The sequence below is a fragment of the Sediminimonas qiaohouensis DSM 21189 genome (genome assembly GCF_000423645.1).
GTDB lineage: Bacteria > Pseudomonadota > Alphaproteobacteria > Rhodobacterales > Rhodobacteraceae > Sediminimonas > Sediminimonas qiaohouensis.
On sequence record NZ_AUIJ01000007.1, the window covers coordinates 36,822 to 54,732 of the forward strand.

Annotated in this window: 17 protein-coding genes, 1 tRNA gene and 1 pseudogene; 17 read left to right on the forward strand and 2 right to left on the reverse strand. The window is 64.1% G+C overall.

Annotated features, from left to right (window positions below; translation table 11 throughout):
* Positions 1-7 precede the first annotated feature (7 nt).
* The gene (locus G568_RS0107835; protein ID WP_026757509.1) at positions 8-1,330 is read right to left on the reverse strand and encodes an aspartate aminotransferase family protein; all 1,323 of its coding nucleotides are present in this window, start codon (positions 1,328-1,330) and stop codon (positions 8-10) included.
* A 111-nt stretch (positions 1,331-1,441) separates the two neighbouring features.
* Between G568_RS0107835 and G568_RS0107840 the strand changes: the two genes are divergently transcribed.
* The 15 genes from G568_RS0107840 (at position 1,442) to G568_RS0107910 (ending at position 13,080) form a co-directional block, all read left to right on the forward strand.
* Complete coding sequence (locus G568_RS0107840; protein ID WP_051202847.1) at positions 1,442-2,308, forward strand: MurR/RpiR family transcriptional regulator; 867 nt, start codon at positions 1,442-1,444, stop codon at positions 2,306-2,308.
* Between the two features lie 43 nt (positions 2,309-2,351).
* The gene (locus G568_RS0107845; RefSeq protein ID WP_051202848.1) at positions 2,352-3,320 is read left to right on the forward strand and encodes a TAXI family TRAP transporter solute-binding subunit; all 969 of its coding nucleotides are present in this window, start codon (positions 2,352-2,354) and stop codon (positions 3,318-3,320) included.
* 121 nt (positions 3,321-3,441) lie between these two features.
* Positions 3,442-6,054 (forward strand): TRAP transporter permease, encoded by a 2,613-nt coding sequence (locus G568_RS0107850; protein WP_026757512.1) that lies wholly within the window; start codon positions 3,442-3,444, stop codon positions 6,052-6,054.
* Positions 6,051-6,500, forward strand: a complete 450-nt coding sequence (locus G568_RS0107855) for a universal stress protein (RefSeq protein ID WP_026757513.1) — start codon at positions 6,051-6,053, stop codon at positions 6,498-6,500. The genes G568_RS0107850 and G568_RS0107855 overlap by 4 nt, the downstream gene beginning before the upstream one ends.
* Before the next feature lie 51 nt (positions 6,501-6,551).
* Positions 6,552-7,862: a histidinol dehydrogenase gene (hisD, locus tag G568_RS0107860; RefSeq protein ID WP_026757514.1), complete on the forward strand. Its 1,311-nt coding sequence runs from the start codon at positions 6,552-6,554 to the stop codon at positions 7,860-7,862.
* The gene (locus tag G568_RS0107865) at positions 7,859-8,617 is read left to right on the forward strand and encodes a hypothetical protein (protein WP_157084331.1); all 759 of its coding nucleotides are present in this window, start codon (positions 7,859-7,861) and stop codon (positions 8,615-8,617) included. The genes hisD and G568_RS0107865 overlap by 4 nt, the downstream gene beginning before the upstream one ends.
* On the forward strand, positions 8,614-9,096 hold the full coding sequence (locus tag G568_RS0107870; RefSeq protein WP_026757516.1) for a UPF0262 family protein: 483 nt from the start codon (positions 8,614-8,616) through the stop codon (positions 9,094-9,096). Before G568_RS0107865 ends, G568_RS0107870 begins: the two co-directional genes overlap by 4 nt.
* 4 nt (positions 9,097-9,100) lie before the next feature.
* Positions 9,101-9,568 carry an arsenate-mycothiol transferase ArsC gene (locus G568_RS0107875; RefSeq protein WP_026757517.1) on the forward strand — a complete coding sequence of 156 codons (468 nt, stop codon included), beginning with the start codon at positions 9,101-9,103 and terminating at the stop codon, positions 9,566-9,568.
* Positions 9,569-9,573: 5 nt separating this feature from the next.
* Positions 9,574-10,467 carry a carbon-nitrogen hydrolase family protein gene (locus tag G568_RS0107880; protein ID WP_026757518.1) on the forward strand — a complete coding sequence of 298 codons (894 nt, stop codon included), beginning with the start codon at positions 9,574-9,576 and terminating at the stop codon, positions 10,465-10,467.
* Positions 10,468-10,537: 70 nt separating this feature from the next.
* Positions 10,538-10,756, forward strand: a complete 219-nt coding sequence (gene infA, locus G568_RS0107885) for a translation initiation factor IF-1 (protein WP_005978431.1) — start codon at positions 10,538-10,540, stop codon at positions 10,754-10,756.
* Positions 10,757-11,332 carry a Maf family protein gene (locus G568_RS0107890; protein WP_026757519.1) on the forward strand — a complete coding sequence of 192 codons (576 nt, stop codon included), beginning with the start codon at positions 10,757-10,759 and terminating at the stop codon, positions 11,330-11,332.
* Positions 11,329-12,351 carry a ribonuclease E/G gene (locus tag G568_RS0107895; RefSeq protein WP_026757520.1) on the forward strand — a complete coding sequence of 341 codons (1,023 nt, stop codon included), beginning with the start codon at positions 11,329-11,331 and terminating at the stop codon, positions 12,349-12,351. Before G568_RS0107890 ends, G568_RS0107895 begins: the two co-directional genes overlap by 4 nt.
* Positions 12,348-12,530, forward strand: coding sequence for a DNA gyrase inhibitor YacG (locus tag G568_RS0107900; protein ID WP_026757521.1), 183 nt, complete (start codon positions 12,348-12,350; stop codon positions 12,528-12,530). The genes G568_RS0107895 and G568_RS0107900 overlap by 4 nt, the downstream gene beginning before the upstream one ends.
* Positions 12,531-12,608: 78 nt before the next feature.
* A tRNA-Phe gene (locus G568_RS0107905) sits at positions 12,609-12,683 on the forward strand.
* A gap of 202 nt (positions 12,684-12,885) precedes the next feature.
* A complete protein-coding gene (locus tag G568_RS0107910; RefSeq protein ID WP_026757522.1) occupies positions 12,886-13,080 on the forward strand; it encodes a helix-turn-helix transcriptional regulator in 195 nt (64 codons plus the stop codon).
* A 294-nt stretch (positions 13,081-13,374) separates the two neighbouring features.
* Here G568_RS0107910 and G568_RS0107915 read toward each other — a convergent pair whose 3' ends face one another.
* Positions 13,375-14,403: an IS110 family RNA-guided transposase gene (locus tag G568_RS0107915; protein ID WP_026757523.1), complete on the reverse strand. Its 1,029-nt coding sequence runs from the start codon at positions 14,401-14,403 to the stop codon at positions 13,375-13,377.
* A 521-nt stretch (positions 14,404-14,924) separates the two neighbouring features.
* On the opposite strand from G568_RS0107915, the gene G568_RS0107930 reads away from it, so the two are divergent.
* Positions 14,925-15,965: an IS110 family RNA-guided transposase gene (locus G568_RS0107930; protein ID WP_026757524.1), complete on the forward strand. Its 1,041-nt coding sequence runs from the start codon at positions 14,925-14,927 to the stop codon at positions 15,963-15,965.
* A gap of 481 nt (positions 15,966-16,446) precedes the next feature.
* Positions 16,447-17,775: pseudogene (gene istA, locus G568_RS18490) on the forward strand (IS21 family transposase); the annotation flags it as partial.
* Positions 17,776-17,911 lie beyond the last annotated feature (136 nt).

Sequence of the window (17,911 nt, forward strand, 5' to 3'; positions counted from 1 at the left end):
CGGCGGGTTATCCAAGCACCTGCCGCAGGCTTTTGTCCAGTATCCCGACCAGCTCGTCGATATCGGCGTCCTCGATGATGAAGGGCGGGGCCAGCAGGATGTGATCGCCCGATTGCCCGTCGATGGTGCCGCCCATCGGGTAGCAGATCAGCCCGTTGTCGAACGTCGCCTTCTTGAGCGCCTTGTGCACGGCGCGGCTTGGATCGAAGGGCTGTTTGGTGTCGCGGTCCGCGACCAGCTCGATCCCGCGGAACAGGCCGCGTCCGCGGATATCGCCCACGTGGGGGTGCTGGCCGAAGGCGTCGTGCAGGGCGGCGTCGAGCCGCTCGCCCATCGGGGCGACGTGCGACAGCAGGCCGTCATCGATCAGCCGCGACAGCACCGCGCCGGCGCCGGCGGCGGCGGCGGGGTGGCCGATATAGGTGTGGCCGTGCTGAAAGAACCCCGAGCCGCCTTCGATGGCGGCGTAGATGTCGCCACTGCACAGCATCGCGCCGATGGGTTGATACCCGGCGCCGAGGCCCTTGGCGACGGTGATGATATCGGGGCGCACGCCGTCTTGTTCGCAGGCGAACAAAGTGCCGGTGCGTCCCATGCCGCACATGACCTCGTCCAAAATCAGCAGCACGCCGTGGCGATCGCAAATCTCGCGCACGCGTTTGAAATAACCCTCGACCGGGGGCACGGCGCCGGCGGTGGCGCCGACGACGGGTTCGGCCACGAAGGCCATCACCGTTTCGGGGCCAAGGCGGGTGATCTCGGTCTCAAGCTCATCCGCAACGCGCTGACCGTAGTCCCACGCGGATTCGCCCTCGGTGCGGCCGCGGTATTCATAGCAGGGCGCGATATGGGTGGTTTCGATCATCATCGGGGCGAACGGTGTGCGGCGCCACATGTTGCCACCCGTCGCCAGCGCGCCCAGCGTGTTGCCGTGATAGCTTTGGCGGCGGGCAATGATGCGGTGGCGCTGTGGCTGCCCGATCTCCAGGTAGTACTGCCGTGCGAGTTTCAGCGCCGCCTCGACCGCCTCGGACCCGCCCGAGACGAGATAGACCCGCTCCAGCCCCTCGGGGGCGTGCGCGATCAGCGCATCGGCAAGCGATTCGGCCGGATCCGAGGTGAAGAAGCTGGTGTGGGCGAAGGCGACCTTGTCGAGCTGCGCCTTGATCGCATCGGTGACCGCCGCATCCGAATGCCCAAGGCACGACACCGCCGCGCCGCCTGATCCGTCCAGGTAGCGCTTGCCGGTGGTGTCATAAAGGTGCGGCCCCTTGCCATAAGCGACGGTCGGTGGGGTGGCTTTGGTGTGGCGCGGAAAGATGTGGGACATGGATCACCCTGAAGGAAATGGATTCTTCGAGTGAAACATATGTTTCAAATATTGACAACAGATAAAACGGATGGAACGGTATATTCCACCGTAGCCCGAACCGGAGAGCAGATGCAGAAATCGACGACGATCAAGGATCGCATCGCCGAGGGGTATGACGGCCTCAGCGACCGGCTGAGGGCGGCGGCGGATTTCGTGGCCGACAACCCGGTGGATGTTGCGACGCGTTCGCTCAGGTCCATTTCGACGGCGTCGGGCCTGGCGCCGGCGACGTTTTCGCGGCTGGCGCGGGCGCTGGGCTTCGACGACTACGAGGCGATGCGCGAGTTGAGCCGGACCGCGGTTGGGCGGCGCTATGTGAGTTTCTCGCAGCGCGCGCAGCAATTGCAGAGCGAAGCGGTCGCGGCCGAGCCGCTGTTGCAGCGGCAGGCGGCGGCCTGCATCGCCAATATCGACAGCATGAGCCAGACAATAGACCCCGTGCGCCTTGAGCGGGCGGTGGAGGCGCTGCATGCTGCGCGCCGGGTCGTGTTGTTCGGGGCGTGCGGATCGACCGGGCTGATTGATTACATGGCCTATATGGGGCGCTATTTCTCACCCGATTGGCAGGTGGCGGGGCGCGGCGGTGCGGCGCTTGGCGCGACGATGGCGGAGCTGTCGGAGCGCGATGCGGTCTTGATCATCACCAAGCCGCCGTTTGCGCGCCGGGCGATCCTGTCGGCGGAAATGGCGGCGGCGCAGGGGGCGGCGGTGATCGTGCTGAGCGATACCCATACCTGCCCAGCCTTGAAATATGCAACTGCGGGGTTCATCCTTCCTTCCGACAGTCCGCAGTTCTTTTCATCGTACGCAGCGACGCTGGTGCTGGTGGAAACCATCATCGGCATGCTCGTGGCGCGAGCCGGGCCAGACGCGATGAACCGCATCGCCGAGGTCGAGGCGCGCAATCACCGCCTGGACGAATACTGGCGGGTGTAACCATCCAAGAACCAACCACTTATCAACCAAGGGAGACAGTCACATGTTCAACAAGTTCAAATTTACCGCAGTCGCGGTGGCCCTCGGGGCGCTGACGGCGCCGGCCGCATCGGCCGAAGAGTTCATCACCATCGGCACCGGCGGCGTTACCGGCGTGTATTACCCCACGGGCGGCGCCATCTGCCGTCTGGTCAACAAGGGCCGCAAGGAACACGGCATTCGCTGCTCGGTCGAATCGACCGGCGGGTCGGTCTATAACATCAACACCATCCGCGCCGGCGAGCTGGAATTCGGCGTGGCGCAGTCGGATTGGCAATACCATGCCTATAACGGGTCGGCCCGGTTCGAAGAGGACGGGGCGTTCGAGGGCCTGCGCGCGGTGTTCTCGGTTCATCCCGAGCCGTTTACCGTGGTGGCGCGTGCCGATTCCGGGATCAAGGATTTCGCCGATCTCAAGGGCAAGCGCGTGAACATCGGCAATCCCGGATCGGGCCAGCGCGGCACGATGGAGGTTCTGATGGACGCGATGGGCTGGACCACCGACGATTTCGAGCTGGCGACCGAGCTGAAATCCGCCGAGCAGAGCCAGGCGCTGTGCGACAACCAGATCGATGCGATGGTGTTTACCGTTGGGCACCCCTCGGGCTCGATCCAGGAGGCGACCACCGCCTGTGACAGCGTGCTGGTCAACGTGACCGGCGACGCGGTGGACAAGCTGGTGAGTGACAACCCCTATTACCGCGTGGCGACCGTCCCCGGCGGCATGTATCGCGGTAACCCCGACGACACCACGACATTCGGTGTCGGCGCGACCTTCGTCACCTCGACGGATGTGTCCGAGAAGGCGGTCTATACCGTGGTCAAGTCGGTCTTTGAGAATTTCGAGGACTTCAAGGGTCTGCACCCTGCATTTTCGGTTCTCAAGAAGGAAGAGATGATCAAGGACGGCCTGTCGGCGCCGCTGCACGAAGGGGCGGCAAAATACTATCGCGAACAGGGCTGGATGGAGTAACCTGATCCCGTCCGGGCGCCCCGTTGCAGGGGCGCCCAACGATCCCGTGCGGGGCGGTAGACGCCCCGCGCCATTAGATGCGCCGATAAAAACGGGCGCCAAGATCAGGGGGACGGTGTGAATGTCGAAGAAGGATGAGAACGGCGGCGGCCTGTCCGAAGAGGCGCTACAGGAGTTGGTCGCGGCCAGCGATTCAGGCGCCCGTAGCCCGGCCGGGGCGGTTGGGCGGATGCTGGCGGTTGTGGCGCTGGTTTGGTCGCTGTTCCAGGTGCTGCTGGCATCGCCGCTGGCCAATTACGTGTTGCCCGGCGATATCGTCAACAATTCGCGGCAGATCCACCTCGCCTTTGCGATGTTCCTTGCCTACACGGCCTATCCGGCCCTTGCCTCAAGCCCGAGGCGCTATATTCCGGTGCACGATTGGGTGCTGGCCGGGGCGGGGGCGCTGATCTCGCTTTACGGCTATTTCTTTTATGACAAGATCGTGCAGTCGGGCGGTTTGGCCGATGACGTGGACAAGTGGTTTGCGCTGGCCGGTCTGATCCTGCTGTTCGAGGCGGCGCGCCGGGCGCTGGGCCCCGCGATGGCGATCGTCGCGACTGTTTTCCTGGCTTATGTGTTCTTTGGCTCGTCCGAATGGGTGCCCGATGTGATCCGGTGGAAGGGGGCATCGCTACAAAAGGCAATGAGCCACATGTGGATCACGTCCGAGGGCGTGTTCGGCATCGCGCTGGGCGTCTCGACCAAGTTCGTCTTTCTGTTCGTGCTGTTTGGTGCGCTGCTGGATAAGGCGGGCGCGGGCAACTATTTCATCAAGATGGCGTTTGGCGCGCTGGGCCATTTGCGCGGCGGGCCGGCCAAGGCGGCGGTTGTCGGCTCGGCGGCGACGGGGCTGATTTCGGGCTCGTCCATCGCCAACGTGGTCACGACCGGCACCTTCACCATCCCGTTGATGCGGCGGGTCGGCTTTAGCAACGAAAAGGCCGGCGCGGTCGAGGTGGCCAGTTCCGTCAATGGGCAGATCATGCCGCCGGTGATGGGCGCGGCGGCGTTTCTGATGGTGGAATATGTCGGCATTTCCTATGTCGAGGTGATCACCCACGCCTTCCTGCCGGCGGCGATCAGCTATATCGCGCTGGTTTATATCGTGCATATCGAGGCGGTGAAGAACAACATGCCCACGCTGGGCGATCGCACCGTCAGCCTGGGCAAGACGGTTGGCGGCATGTTCGGCTTTTTCGCGGGGTTCGCGGCGCTGTGCTACGCGGTGCAATACCCGGTCGGCTGGGTCGTGGCGCTGGTGCCCGAGGGGGCGGCGTGGGTTCTGGCGCTTCTGGTGGGGCTGGCTTATGTCGCGCTGCTGGCGCTGGCGGCGCAGGCGCCCGACCTGGAGCCGGATGACCCCAATTCCGAGGACGTGCGCCTGCCGGTGGTGTCGGAGATTTACAAGGCGGGGCTGTATTACCTGCTGCCGATCGTCGTTCTGGTTTATTTCCTGATGATCGAGCGCAAGTCGCCTGGCCTGTCGGCGTTCTGGGCGACGATGCTGATGTTCGTGATCTTGCTGACGCAGCGCCCGATCAAGGCGATGTTCCGCGGCCAGAGCGAGATCGCCAATGCCGCGGCGGCGGGGGTGCTTGACCTGGTGGCGGGCCTGATTGCGGGGGCGCGCAACATGATCGGCATCGGCTTGGCCACCGCGGCGGCGGGGGTGATCGTGGGCACCGTGACCCTGACCGGGATCGGGCAGGTGATGGCCAGCCTTGTGGAATTCATGTCGGGTGGCAACCTGATCCTGATGCTGCTGTTCGTCGGTATCCTGAGCCTGATCTTGGGCATGGGCCTGCCGACGACGGCGAATTATATCGTCGTCAGCTCGCTCATGGCGGGGGTGGTGGTGCAACTGGGCGCGGAATCGGGGCTGATCGTGCCGTTGATCGCGGTGCACCTGTTCGTGTTCTATTTCGGCATCATGGCGGATGTGACGCCCCCTGTGGGCCTGGCCAGTTTCGCCGCCGCGGCGGTGTCGGGGGGCGATGCGATCCGCACCGGATTCACCGCCTTTTTCTATTCGCTGCGCACTGTCGCGTTGCCGTTCGTGTTCATCTTCAACACCGATCTGCTGTTGATAGACGTGACATGGGTGCAGGGGGTGACGGTGTTCATCGTGGCCACCATTGCGATACTGGTGTTCACGTCGGGCACGATGGGGTGGTTCGTGACGCGCAACCGCATCTATGAAAGCGTGGCGTTGATCGCGATTGCCTTCGTGCTGTTCCGGCCCGATTACGTGATGGACAGGATGGTGCCGCCCTACCGGCAGGCGCCGCCGATGGAGATCGTGCAGACGCTGGATGCGATGCAGGTCGGCGACGAATTACGCGTTGTCGTCTCGGGCCCCGATTTCGATACGTTCGAGCCGAAGGATGTCAGCCTGCTGCTGAACGTGGAAAAAGACGCCCCCGGCGCCGAGCGGGCCGAGCGGATGGGCTTTATCCTGATGCCCGAGGACGGGGTGATGAAGCTCGATCAGCCGATGTTCGGCACGCCGATCGAAAGCGATCTGTCGGGGTTCGATTTCTACGGCGACGATCCGGTGCGGATCACGCAGGTCAAGGTTCCGGCGGAGCAGCCCCCGCAGGAGCTGGTCTTCATCCCGGCCTTGTTGCTGCTGGGTGGGATTGCGTATTTGCAACTCCTGCGGCAACGCAAACAGAAGGAAGTGCCAGCATGAGCAACTCGATCCTTTGCGCCATTGACATCAACCAGCCCGAAAACGACGCGGAGGTTTTGCGCGTTGCCCATAAACTGGCGCGGCTGGACGATGCGCGCCTGGATGTCATCACCGTGGTGCCCGATTTCGGGATGAGCATCGTGGGCGGCTATTTCGACAAGGATTTCCACGACAAGGCGGTGGCGCATGCGCGCGAGCTGCTGGAGACCCTCGTGCGCGACACGATCGGCGAGGAGGCCAACAGGGGCGTGCGCCACGTCGTCGCCACCGGCAAGGCCTACGAGGAAATCCTGCACGCCGCGCGCGAGGCCGGCAGCGACCTGATCGTGATCGGCTCGCATAAACCCGAGTTGCGCGATTATCTGCTGGGCCCGAACGCGGCGCGGGTTGTGCGGCATTCGGATTGCTCGGTCTACGTGGTGCGCCCCGCCGCCGGGAGGGCTTGAGGCGCGGGGCGCGGCCCGCTATGTCCGGTCGGGAAACCCGCCGGAGGGACCATGCCCCAGATACTTGACGCGACCCAACCCGATTTCGAAGCTGCCTTTGCCGCGCTACTGAGTGCCAAGCGCGAGGACAGCCCCGATGTGGATGACATCGTGGCGGGCATCATCGCCGATGTGCGCGCGCGCGGCGACGCGGCCCTGATCGAGCTGACCGAGCGGTTTGACCGCCTGAGCCTGAGCGCCGCGACCCTGGCCTTCACCGCCAAGGATATCGACGCTGAAATCGCCAAGGTGCCCCAGGCCGACCGCGACGCGCTGGAGCTGGCGGCAGACCGCATCCGCGCCTACCACGCGCGGCAGATCCCCGACGATCAAAGCTGGACCGACCCGGAGGGGGCGACGCTTGGCTGGCGGTGGACGCCGGTTTCGGCGGCGGGACTGTATGTGCCGGGGGGCTTGGCATCCTACCCGTCATCGGTCCTGATGAACGCGATCCCGGCGCGGGTGGCAGGGGTTGAGCGACTGGCCATCGCGGTGCCCACGCCCGATGGTACGGCCAATCCGCTGGTGCTCATGGCGGCGCGGCTGGCGGGGGTGGACGAGGTGTACCGCATCGGCGGCGCACAGGCGATTGCGGCGCTGGCTTATGGCACCGAGACGATTGCGCCGGTGGACAAGATCACCGGCCCCGGCAACGCATTTGTCGCGGCCGCCAAGCGGCGGGTGTTCGGCAAGGTGGGCATCGACATGATCGCCGGGCCGTCCGAGATCCTGATCGTGGCGGACGCCGATAACGATCCCGATTGGCTGGCGCTGGACCTGTTGGCGCAGGCCGAGCATGACGAAAGCGCGCAATCCATCCTGATCACCGACGATCCGGCGCTGGCCCGCGCCGTCGAGGCGGCGGTTGCCAAGCGTCTTGAAACGCTTGAGCGGCGCGATATCGCGGCGGCAAGCTGGCGTGATTTCGGGGCCATAATCACGGTTCCGGGCCTAGAGCGGGCGGCCGATCTGGCCAACCGGATCGCGCCCGAACACCTTGAGCTTTGCGTGGCCGAGGCGGAGGCGCTATCGGACAAGATACAGCACGCCGGCGCGATCTTTCTTGGGCCTTGGACGCCCGAGGCGATCGGCGATTACGTCGGCGGGCCGAACCACGTGCTGCCGACCTCGCGCTCGGCGCGGTTCTCGTCGGGGTTGTCGGTGATGGATTTCATGAAGCGCACGACCCTGGCGCGGATGACGCCCGCCGCCCTTGGCGCGATTGGCCCCGCTGCCGAGACGCTTGCCACCTCCGAGAGCCTGCAGGCGCACGGGCTAAGCGTGCGCGCGCGGCTTGATAAGCTCAACAACGGAGAGAGATGACACGAGACGAGGCGAAACGATCCGCTGCGATTGCCGCAGGCACTATTGCGCTGGTGATGGGGCTTTTGTGCTTGCTGTGGGCGCTTGGAGCGGGCGGGCCTGCGCCGCTACGGCAAGGGGTGCTGTGCGGGGCGCTGTTCCTGATGGCGTTTGACGTGCTGGCGGGAACTGCGGCGATGCGCGGGCCGCGGCGGCCGGATAATCCCGCCCTTTTGGTGCATGCGTTCTACGCGGGCTGGGTATTCATGGCGACGGGTGTCCTGGCGCAATGGCAGGGGCCTGCGACGGCCAATGGCCTTATCCTGATCTGGGCGGTTGGTGGCGTTGCGTTCGGCCTGATCGCGGCGATGTTGCCGACATGGGTGCGGCCGGTCGATTTGCCCGGCATCGATGATCCCAGTCTGCGCATCATGCGCGACCGGCGCGGCAGGATGCTTTACCACGGGTGGCCTTTTCTTTCGGTGCTCCTGCTGGCGGGGCCGCTGTTGGATACGATTGCGAGCGGGCCGACCCTGCGATCGCTGGCGCTGCCGCTGGTGATTGTGCCGTTCCTGTTGTCGCCGTTGCGGCCCGAGCGGGGGTACTGGACGCCTCTGGCGCGGCGCATGCGGTATGATTGCGCTGGCGCTGGTGGTGGTGGCGCTGTTCGTCGTCTGAGTGCGCGTCGGAGTGATTGTGCCTCCGGGCCATCGCGGCTATCCATGGCGGATGGCCTTGGCCATCGACGAGACGAGCACAGCGAAAGCATCCCATGACCGCCCGCATCAGCCATATCGAACTGGACGACCGAAACCTGCCGCCGCCGACGCCGGAGATTGAGCAGGAGCGCAAGGTCGCGATGTATGACCTGCTGGAGGACAACAGCTTTGGCCTGCCGGCGCGGGACGGGCGCGATGTGCCCGATGGGCCGTACCGTGTTGCCCTGTCGATCCGCGAGCGCCGCCTGGTTTTCGACATCACCACCGAGGCGCAGGACCAGGTGGCCGAGTTCCACCTGTCGTTGTCGCCGTTTAGGCAGGTGGTCAAGGATTACTGGGCGATCTGCGAAAGCTATTTCGACGCGGTCAAGAATATGCCGCCCAGCCAGATCGAGACGATCGACATGGCCCGCCGGGGTATCCACAACGAGGGCGCGCGCATCCTGCAGGAGCGGCTGGAGGGCAAGGCCGAGGTCGATGCCGACACCGCGCGGCGCCTGTTCACCCTGATTTGCGTTCTGCATTACGGAGGGTGACCGCGTGGCAGAGGCGCTTCCACAGTCGGTTCTGTTTTGCTGCGACCACAACGCGGTACGCTCGCCGATGGCGGAAGGCATCATGAAGAAGTTCTACGGCAGCGATACCTACGTCCAATCGGTCGGGGTCGCGGACGACATGGAGATCGACGGCTTTTCAATCGCCGTGTGCAACGAGATCGGCGTCGAGCTGTCGCGCCACCGCACGCGTAGCTTTGACGAGATGGAGCAATGGGGCGATGATCTGTCGTCGTTCGATCTGATCGTGGCGCTGTCACCGGCCAGCCAGCGGCGCGCGCTTGATTTGACGCGCTATTTTCACCTGCATGTCGAATACTGGCCGATCATGGACCCGACCGGATTGGGCGAGACGCGCGAGGACAAGCTGTCGGCCTACCGCCAGACGCGCGACCAGATCGTGCAGCACCTGACCCGCAAATGGGGCCCGCCCATGACAGAGGATACACTATGACATCCATCATCGTTGCGACCGCCGCCTATCCGCTGAACGAGTTCAAGGATTGGTCCGATTACGAGGCCAAGCTGACCCGCTGGGTTTCCGAGGCGGCGGGGCAGGGGGCCGATCTGTTGGTGTTCCCGGAATATGGCGCGATGGAACTGGCCAGCCTTGCGGGCGCGCAGGTGTCCGCCGATCCGGCAGGATCGATCGCGGCGGTATCGGCGCGAGTGGAGGCGGCAAATGCCCTGCATTCCGCGCTGGCGGGGCGGTTCGGAGTGCATATCCTTGGCGCGTCGGGGCCGGTCGAGACCGGCGAGGGCGTGGTCAACCGCGCCTGTTTTTTCGCCCCCGATGGCAGTGTGTCGCACCAGGACAAGCAGATCATGACCCGGTTCGAGCGCGATGAATGGGGCATCATCGGTGGCGGCCCCTTGCGGGTCTTTGACACCGCGCTTGGCCGTATCGGGGTGCTGATCTGCTATGACAGCGAGTTTCCCCTTCTGGCGCGGACCCTGGCCGAGGCGGGGGCCGAGATCATCCTGGTGCCCAGTTGCACCGAGGCGTTGGAGGGGTATTGGCGCGTGCGTATCGGCGCGATGGCGCGGGCCCTTGAAAATCAATGCGTTACGGTGATGGCGTCGCTGACGGGCACGGCGCCGCGGCTCTACTCGGTCGAGGAAAACACCGGCCGCGGCGGGGTATTCGGCCCCTCTGATCGCGGCTTCCCGGCAACCGGGGTGATCGCCGAGGGACAGCATGACGCGCCCGGCTGGACATTTGCGCGGATCGATCTGGACGCCGTTCGAACGGTGCGGGCGGATGGCAATGTCCTGAACATGGCGCACTGGCCCGAGCAGGCGCCGCGCATGGGCAAGATTGAACAGATCGCGCTACGCCAAGATTCCCCTTGAAAATCGCCGCGAACAGGCCCATTTATCGCGCGTCCCGCACAGTGGCGGGATGTTTATCGAAGGAGAGACCATGGCCAAGGAAGATACGCTCGAATTTCCCGGTGTCGTGAAGGAACTCCTGCCCAATGCGACGTTTCGGGTCGAGCTGGAAAACGGCCATGAGATCATCGCACACACGGCAGGCAAGATGCGCAAGAACCGCATCCGTGTTCTGGCAGGCGACAAGGTGCAGGTGGAAATGACCCCCTATGATCTGACCAAGGGTCGGATCAATTACCGCTTCAAGTAAATGCGTCTGATCCTGGGATCGGCCAGTCCGCGCCGCAAGCAATTGCTGGCGCAAATCGGCGTTGAGCCAGATGACGTGCGCCCCCCGGATATCGACGAGACGCCGCAGCCGCGAGAGCTGCCGCGCCCCTATTGCCAGCGCATGGCGCGGCAAAAGGCGCAGGCCGTGGCGACAGGTGACGGCGAGGTTGTGCTATGCGCCGATACAACCGTGGCGCTTGGCCGCCGCATCCTGGGCAAACCAGCCGATGCGGGCGAGGCGGCGCAGTTCCTGCTGGCCCTGTCGGGGCGGCGTCACAAGGTGATCACCGCCGTGGCAGTGCGCTGCGGCGATGAGCTGTGGCAGCGCGAGGTAACGACCACCGTGCGTATGAAGCGCCTGTCCGACCCCGAGTTGAATGCCTACCTCGCTAGCGACGACTGGAAGGGCAAGGCAGGCGGCTACGGCATTCAGGGCATGGCGGGCGCGTTCATCCCGTGGGTCAACGGCTCGTTCACCGCCGTGGTCGGCTTGCCCCTGACCGAGACGGCGGGCCTGTTGCATGCGGCGGGCTACCCGGTTTGGAGACAGGCATGAAGGGACGTCAGATCATTCTGGACCACTTGGGCGGGCGCGAGGCGGCCGCGCTGATGGTGGACGGGCGTCTTGACGATCTGCTGATCGGGGACGAGGGCGCGTGCCCGGGCGCCATATACCGCGCCAAGGCCGACCGGCCGGTCAAGGGGATGGGGGGCATGTTCCTGTCCATTCCCGGCGGCACCGCCTTTGTGCGGCAGGTGCGCGGCATTTCCCCCGGTCAGCCGTTGCTGGTGCAGGTGACCGGCCATGCCGAGCCGGGCAAGGCCACCCCCGTGACCGCCAAGATCCTGTTCAAGAGCCGCTACGCCATCGTCACCCCGGACGCGCCGGGCCTGAACCTCAGCCGCCGGATCCGCGACGACGATATGCGCGACACCCTGCTGGCCATCGCGCACGAGGTCATGGACGGAAACGATATGGGCCTGATCCTGCGCTCGTCCTGCGCGCAGGCAAACCCCGATGAGATCGCCGAGGATATCGCCGCCATGGCCGACCTGGCCGGCGCCGTGACATCGGACTTGCCCGGCGAGCCGGAGCTGCTGGTCGCGGGCGACGGCGCGCATGCTCTGGCGTGGCGCGACTGGTCCGACCCGGCCGAGGTGATCGATGCGCCCGGCAGCTTTGACAGCCACGGCGTTCTGGACGCGATCGAGGCGCTGCGCAGCGCGCATGTGCCGCTTGCGGCGAAGGCGTCGATCTATGTCGAGGCGACGCGCGCCCTGGTCGCGGTCGATGTCAACACCGGCCCCGATACCAGCCTGGCGGCAGGCCTCAAGGCCAACATAGCCGCCGCGCGCGAGCTACCACGCCAGCTGCGCCTGCGCGGTCTTGGCGGGCAGATCACTATGGACCTGGCCCCCATGCCCAAGAAGGAACGGCGCGTGTTCGAGGACACCCTGCGTGCGGCGTTCCGCGCCGACGCGATCGAGACGACGCTGGCGGGCTGGACCCCGCTAGGCCACTACGAGCTACAGCGCCAAAGACAGCGCCAGCCCCTGACGGAGGTCCTGCCATGAGCTGCCCCATCTGTGCCGCGCCGACGGAGGCACGGTTCCGCCCGTTCTGCTCGCGCCGCTGCGCGGACCGCGATCTTGGCAAGTGGCTGACGGGCGGCTACGCGATCCCCTCGCACGATCCGGACGACATCGAGGAAGCCATCGAGGCAACCGAACAAGCACTTCAAAACCCCCAATGAATTTTTTGCCAAACCCTCTGGACAGCCCCCCGCACCTCGCCTAGAACGCATCCATCCCGAAGGACATCCTTCACCCGTGCCCGGGTAGCTCAGGGGTAGAGCAGTGGATTGAAAATCCTCGTGTCGGTGGTTCGATTCCGCCCCCGGGCACCATTTGTAAGCCCCTGTAATATATGGGATTTTTAGCGATTACCATGCCAGTGAGCTTTGACTGTTGTTGCTTCGGGACGACAGCGGGACGACAGACTTCCCTCCCTTGATAAATTGCATCAAACACGATTAGTGGCATATCCGCGTTTCCGGCGAAACCGGATCAACATCATTTTCTCTCCAGTTCACCAACCGGAGAAGAAGAATGGACCACGAAGATACCCGCCACGACGTTCTGCTGCCTATCAACGCGGTCTGTGAAATCGTGGCGCGCTCCAAGGCAAGCATCTACCGCGACATCAAACGCGGAACGTTTCCTGCACCGCAGAAACAAGGTGGCTCGAGCCGCTGGCGCCGCTCTCTCATCATGAAAGTAGTTGCAGGCAAGTACCCGGCTTGATGGATGGGCATAGGCTTGTCTTCTGTGGTTGCCGCCCGTGATGCAAGAAATTTCTGACCCTATTGGCGTGTGATCGAGTGCGGTCTTCTGTCAGGCCTCGTTGTGTGGCATTCCAGAAGCCAAGGGCCGGTATGGTGATCAGCGGATCGGGTCCAAATCTTATGCGCGAGCTTCATAGCTCCAAGACAAGCACTGGTTTTCCCAATCCGGATCTATTCGATCGTTGCGCCCATTCAGGTCGTCGCCTTCTCACACTCCCCGTTGCACCGATACTGGCTGGTTACGGCACGACGCTCATGCCGCTGTTGCCAGTACCGGATCCCTGTAATCCTCGTTTTTCGTCAAGATGGCCCAGATCTGCCGCGCCATCTTGTTGGCCAGCGCGATCGCGACCAGCATCTTCGGTTTGCGCGCCAGCATCCGGCCAAGCCAGCTGTCAGGCGGGATCTTGTGGCGCGCGCGACCCATGATCCGGGTCATCGCCCCGATGATCAGAAGCCGCCGGATGTCGGTCTGACCGGCCTTCGATATTCGCCCCAAGCGTTCCTTGCCGCCGGAAGAGTGCTGTCGCGGCACCAGTCCCAGCCAGGCTGCGAAATCCCGGCCACGTTTGAACTGCGCCATGTCGGGCGCAAAAGCCTCGACCGCAAGCGCCGTCAGAGGCCCGACCCCCGGCATGGTCTGCAGCCGGCGCGCTGTATCGGTCCCAGCCGCCAACTCCTTCAGAGCTTTCGTCTTCGCGTCGATCCTGTCAGTCTTCTCGGCAATCTGTGCCAGCAGGTCGTGGCATTCCGCGGTGATCAGCGCCGGCAGGTCGCAGGTGGGATCCTCAATCAGCGCCTCGATCCGCTTGAGATGGCCGATGCCGGCGGGAAAGACATGCCCATACTCGTAGAGCATCGCCCGCAACGCGTTCACCAGTTCGGTGCGCTGATGCACCAGGCGCTCACGACCGCGGAACAGCATCGCCCTGGCCTGCTGATCCTCCGTCTTGGGGGAGACGAACCGCATCTCGGGCTGGCGCGCGGCGATCACGATCGCCTCGGCATCGGCCGCGTCGTTTTTCTGGCGCTTCACGAAAGGCTTGACGTATTGCGGCGCAATAAGCTTGGCGTCATGTCCCAGCTTCGCCATCTCGCGCGCCCAGTAGCTGGCGCTGCCGCAGGCCTCGAGCACGACCAGGCAGGACGGGCGTTCAGCCATGAACCGCCGAAATTGCTCGCGCGTCAGCTTCTTGCGAAACGTCACATGGCCCGTCATCGTCGCACCGTGGAGCTGGAAAACACGTTTTGCCAAGTCCACCCCGATTATCGTATCCTTCATTTTGCCGTCCTCTCCGCTTCGTGGTTCTCAGACCACCATCTTGGCACATTGCGATGCCGTCTGGGGAGGGCGGCAACCACCCCATCTTATGCTGAACCCGGCTCCTGACATATGAAGGAGCCGCTGCCCGCCACGCCATTTATGGTGGGCAGCGGCGGCGGTCGGATCGTGAAGCGCTGGGTCACAAAGGACCGTTTCTGAGTTTGATCGACCGCCGTCTTCACCAAAGGGCCTGAACGGATACGCGTGTCGCAAATCACGCATGACAAGCATAGGACATGGCGATGATGACAGATCATATTGAGAACGGCGGTGCGAAAGTCGGCCACGGTAGCGGCGGGATGAGCCTGCTGCGGGCGGCGTAAAAGATGCCGTAATGTGGCTGGCTCCGTGTCGTCACCGTTTCGGCTTGTCGTGACTGTGGAGGTGAGGTGTCGTTGCCCTTGGCACGCGATGCATGCTTACGGGGTCTTGCCGTGAGGCGCGCCCCAATCCTGAACACGGAATGAAAGGGCAACGACATGGATCTGTTTATCGGACTCGACGTCTCGCTGGCAAGCACCGCGATCTGCGTTCTGAACGCGCATGGAAAGGTGATGAAAGAGACAACAGTGGCGAGTGAGCCGGAGGCGTTGGCGGGGTTTCTTGGCGACCTTTGCGGCAATGTGATCGCAGTAGGTTTGGAAGCTGGACCGCTTTCACAATGGCTGCACAAGCACCTGACGGACGCCGACTTCGAGATCGTGCTGATGGAAACCCGGCAGGTGAAGGGCGCGCTGAAGGCGATGCCGATCAAGACAGATCGCCGGGACGCGCTTGGCATTGCCCGGCTTCTGCAGATGGGCTGGTTCCGCCCAGTGCATTGCAAGTCGGTGTCTGCCCAGGAGATGCGGGCGGTTCTGACGGCGCGCAAATCGATCCAGCAGGCCTGTCTCAATCTCGAGTTGTCGGTACGGGGCGTTCTGCGCAACTTCGGACTGAAGATGGGCAAGGTCGCCAAAGGCCGTTTCGAGGCCAGGGTCCGGGAACTGTCCGTGGGCAACTCGATGCTGGAGGCCGCCGCAGACCCGATCCTGAGAGCGCGGGCGGCATTGCGAAGCGAATTGGCCGGATTGGAAAAATTAACCCGGGATCATGCCGGATCCGACCCGGTCTGCCGCTTGATGATGACCATGCCCGGTGTTGGCGCGATCGTGGCGCTCACGGTCAAATCGGCCATCGACGATCCGGAGCGTTTCCACTCCTCGAAGGATGTCGGTCCATGGGTCGGGTTGACGCCGAGACGGGAGCAGTCCGGCGAGCACGACATTGTCGGCCAGATCACCCGGGCGGGGGATGTCGCGCTGCGCACCGCGCTTTACCGGGCGGCGACGGTGATGCTGAACCGTGGACGGTCCAACTGGCTGAGCGCCTGGGCGATGCGGGTGGCAAAACGGCGCGGCAAGAAGCGGGCGACTGTGGCTCTGGCGCGGCGCATTGGCGTGGTCCTCCACCGCATGTGGTGCGACGGAAGCGACTTCCGTTTCACCCGGGCGGCGGCGATGTCGACGTCGGCAGCGTAAGCGCGGAGGAACGATTGGGCCATTCAGCAGAAGGAGAGTTGGGCCGCGCTTGATGACGCTGTCGCACCGAGGTCCCAAACCGGGACGCGGTCCCCGATGATGCCGCTGGACGACTTGTTTCCGAACGCTTGCGTTCGAGAACGCTCAAAAGATAGGCACTCGGGAGCTGCACTTGAACCAGGCATGATGTGGCGGCCAGCGCGCTGACCACGGACGGAAGCATCATCCCGGTTCGGGAAATTATCCTTGAAGCTCCAGCCCAAACTCGGCCGCAACGACCTTGAAACCGGGATGTCGGACGGGCGCTGGTGCCGCTTCGATGCATGATATCTCCGCCTCGCCAGCGCCTCCGTTTCGCGTGTGGTCGGCCATATCGCGCAGCAATCGTTTGATTTTTGCGCACTTGACAGCAACGGCCCCATTACGGAAGTCGTCCACCTTTACCCTTTCTGGCGACAGGGAGGGCGGGAGGATTTTCACCGTGGATTTGTATCGGAAAGTTCGGCTGGCCTGTGCTGAGGGCATGAGCCAGCGAGAAGCGGCGCGGCATTTCAACATCTCGCGCGACAGCGTAGCCAAGATGATGGCGTTCTCGGTCCCACCCGGATATCGACGGACGGCACCGGTCAAACGACCGAAGCTGGATGCCTTCACTGGGATTATCGACGCGTGGCTGGACGGGGATCGTGAGACCCGCCCCAAGCAGCGCCATACCGCCAAGCGCGTGTATGACCGGTTGCGCGAGGAGCACGGTTTCACCGGCGGCTACACGATCATCAAGGACTATATCCGGGAGCGCGAGCACCGTGGACGTGAGGTGTTCGTGCCGCTCGCCCACCCGCCCGGGGATGCCCAGGCGGATTTCGGGGAGGCCATGGTGATCATCGATGGCGTCGAGCAGAAGGCCCATTTCTTCGTCCTGGATCTGCCGCACAGCGATGCCTGCTTCGTGCGGGCCTATCCCGCGGCGACGGCGGAGGCGTGGATGGACGGCCATGTCCACGCCTTTGCCTTCTTCGGCGGTGTGCCGCAGTCGGTGCTCTATGACAACGACCGCTGTCTGGTCTCGAAGATCCTGGCGGACGGGACGCGCAAGCGCGCCACGCTGTTCAGCGCCCTGCAGTCGCATTACCTGCTTCGGGATTGCTACGGGCGGCCCGGCAAAGGTAACGACAAGGGCAACGCGGAGGGCCTGGTTGGCTACTCCCGCCGCAACTTCATGGTGGCGATCCCACGTTTTGCGACCTGGGACGCGTTCAACGCCGACCTGGAGGATCAGTGCCGCAAGCGCCAGGCGGATGTCCTGCGCGGCCAGTCCGAGACCATCGGTCAACGCCTCGCGCGGGATCTGGCGGTGATGTCCGAACTTCCCGCGGCACCGTTCGATGCTTGTGATCAGGCTACCGGACGGGTCAGCTCCCAGGCACTGGTTCGCTACAAGACCAATGATTACTCGGTGCCGGTCGCCTATGGCTACCGCGATGTCTGGATCCGCGGCTATGTCGGAGAGGTGGTCATCGGCTGCGGTGGCGAGGTCATCGCGCGTCATCCACGCTGCCATGATCGCGAGGACATGGTCTTCGATCCGGTTCACTACCTTCCGCTGATCGAAAGGAAGATCAACGCTCTGGACCAGGCAGCCCCCTTGGCGGAATGGAACCTGCCACCCGAGTTCGCGACCCTGCGCCGCCTGATGGAGGCGCGGATGATCAAGGCGGGACGTCGCGAATACGTCCAGGTTTTGCGCCTTTTGGAGACCTTCGGGATCGATGACCTCCACGCCGCCGTGAAGAAGGCCCTGCAATTGGGGGGTAGTGTCCCACCGGGTGGTGTAGGAGGCCGCGCGCGAAGCCCCTGGCGTAGCGCAGCGCGCGGCCGGGGCTGGCGGCCACCGCGCTTCTTCCTAGTCTGAGGTTGTTGAAGCCAACGACAACGAAGGAGAGCAC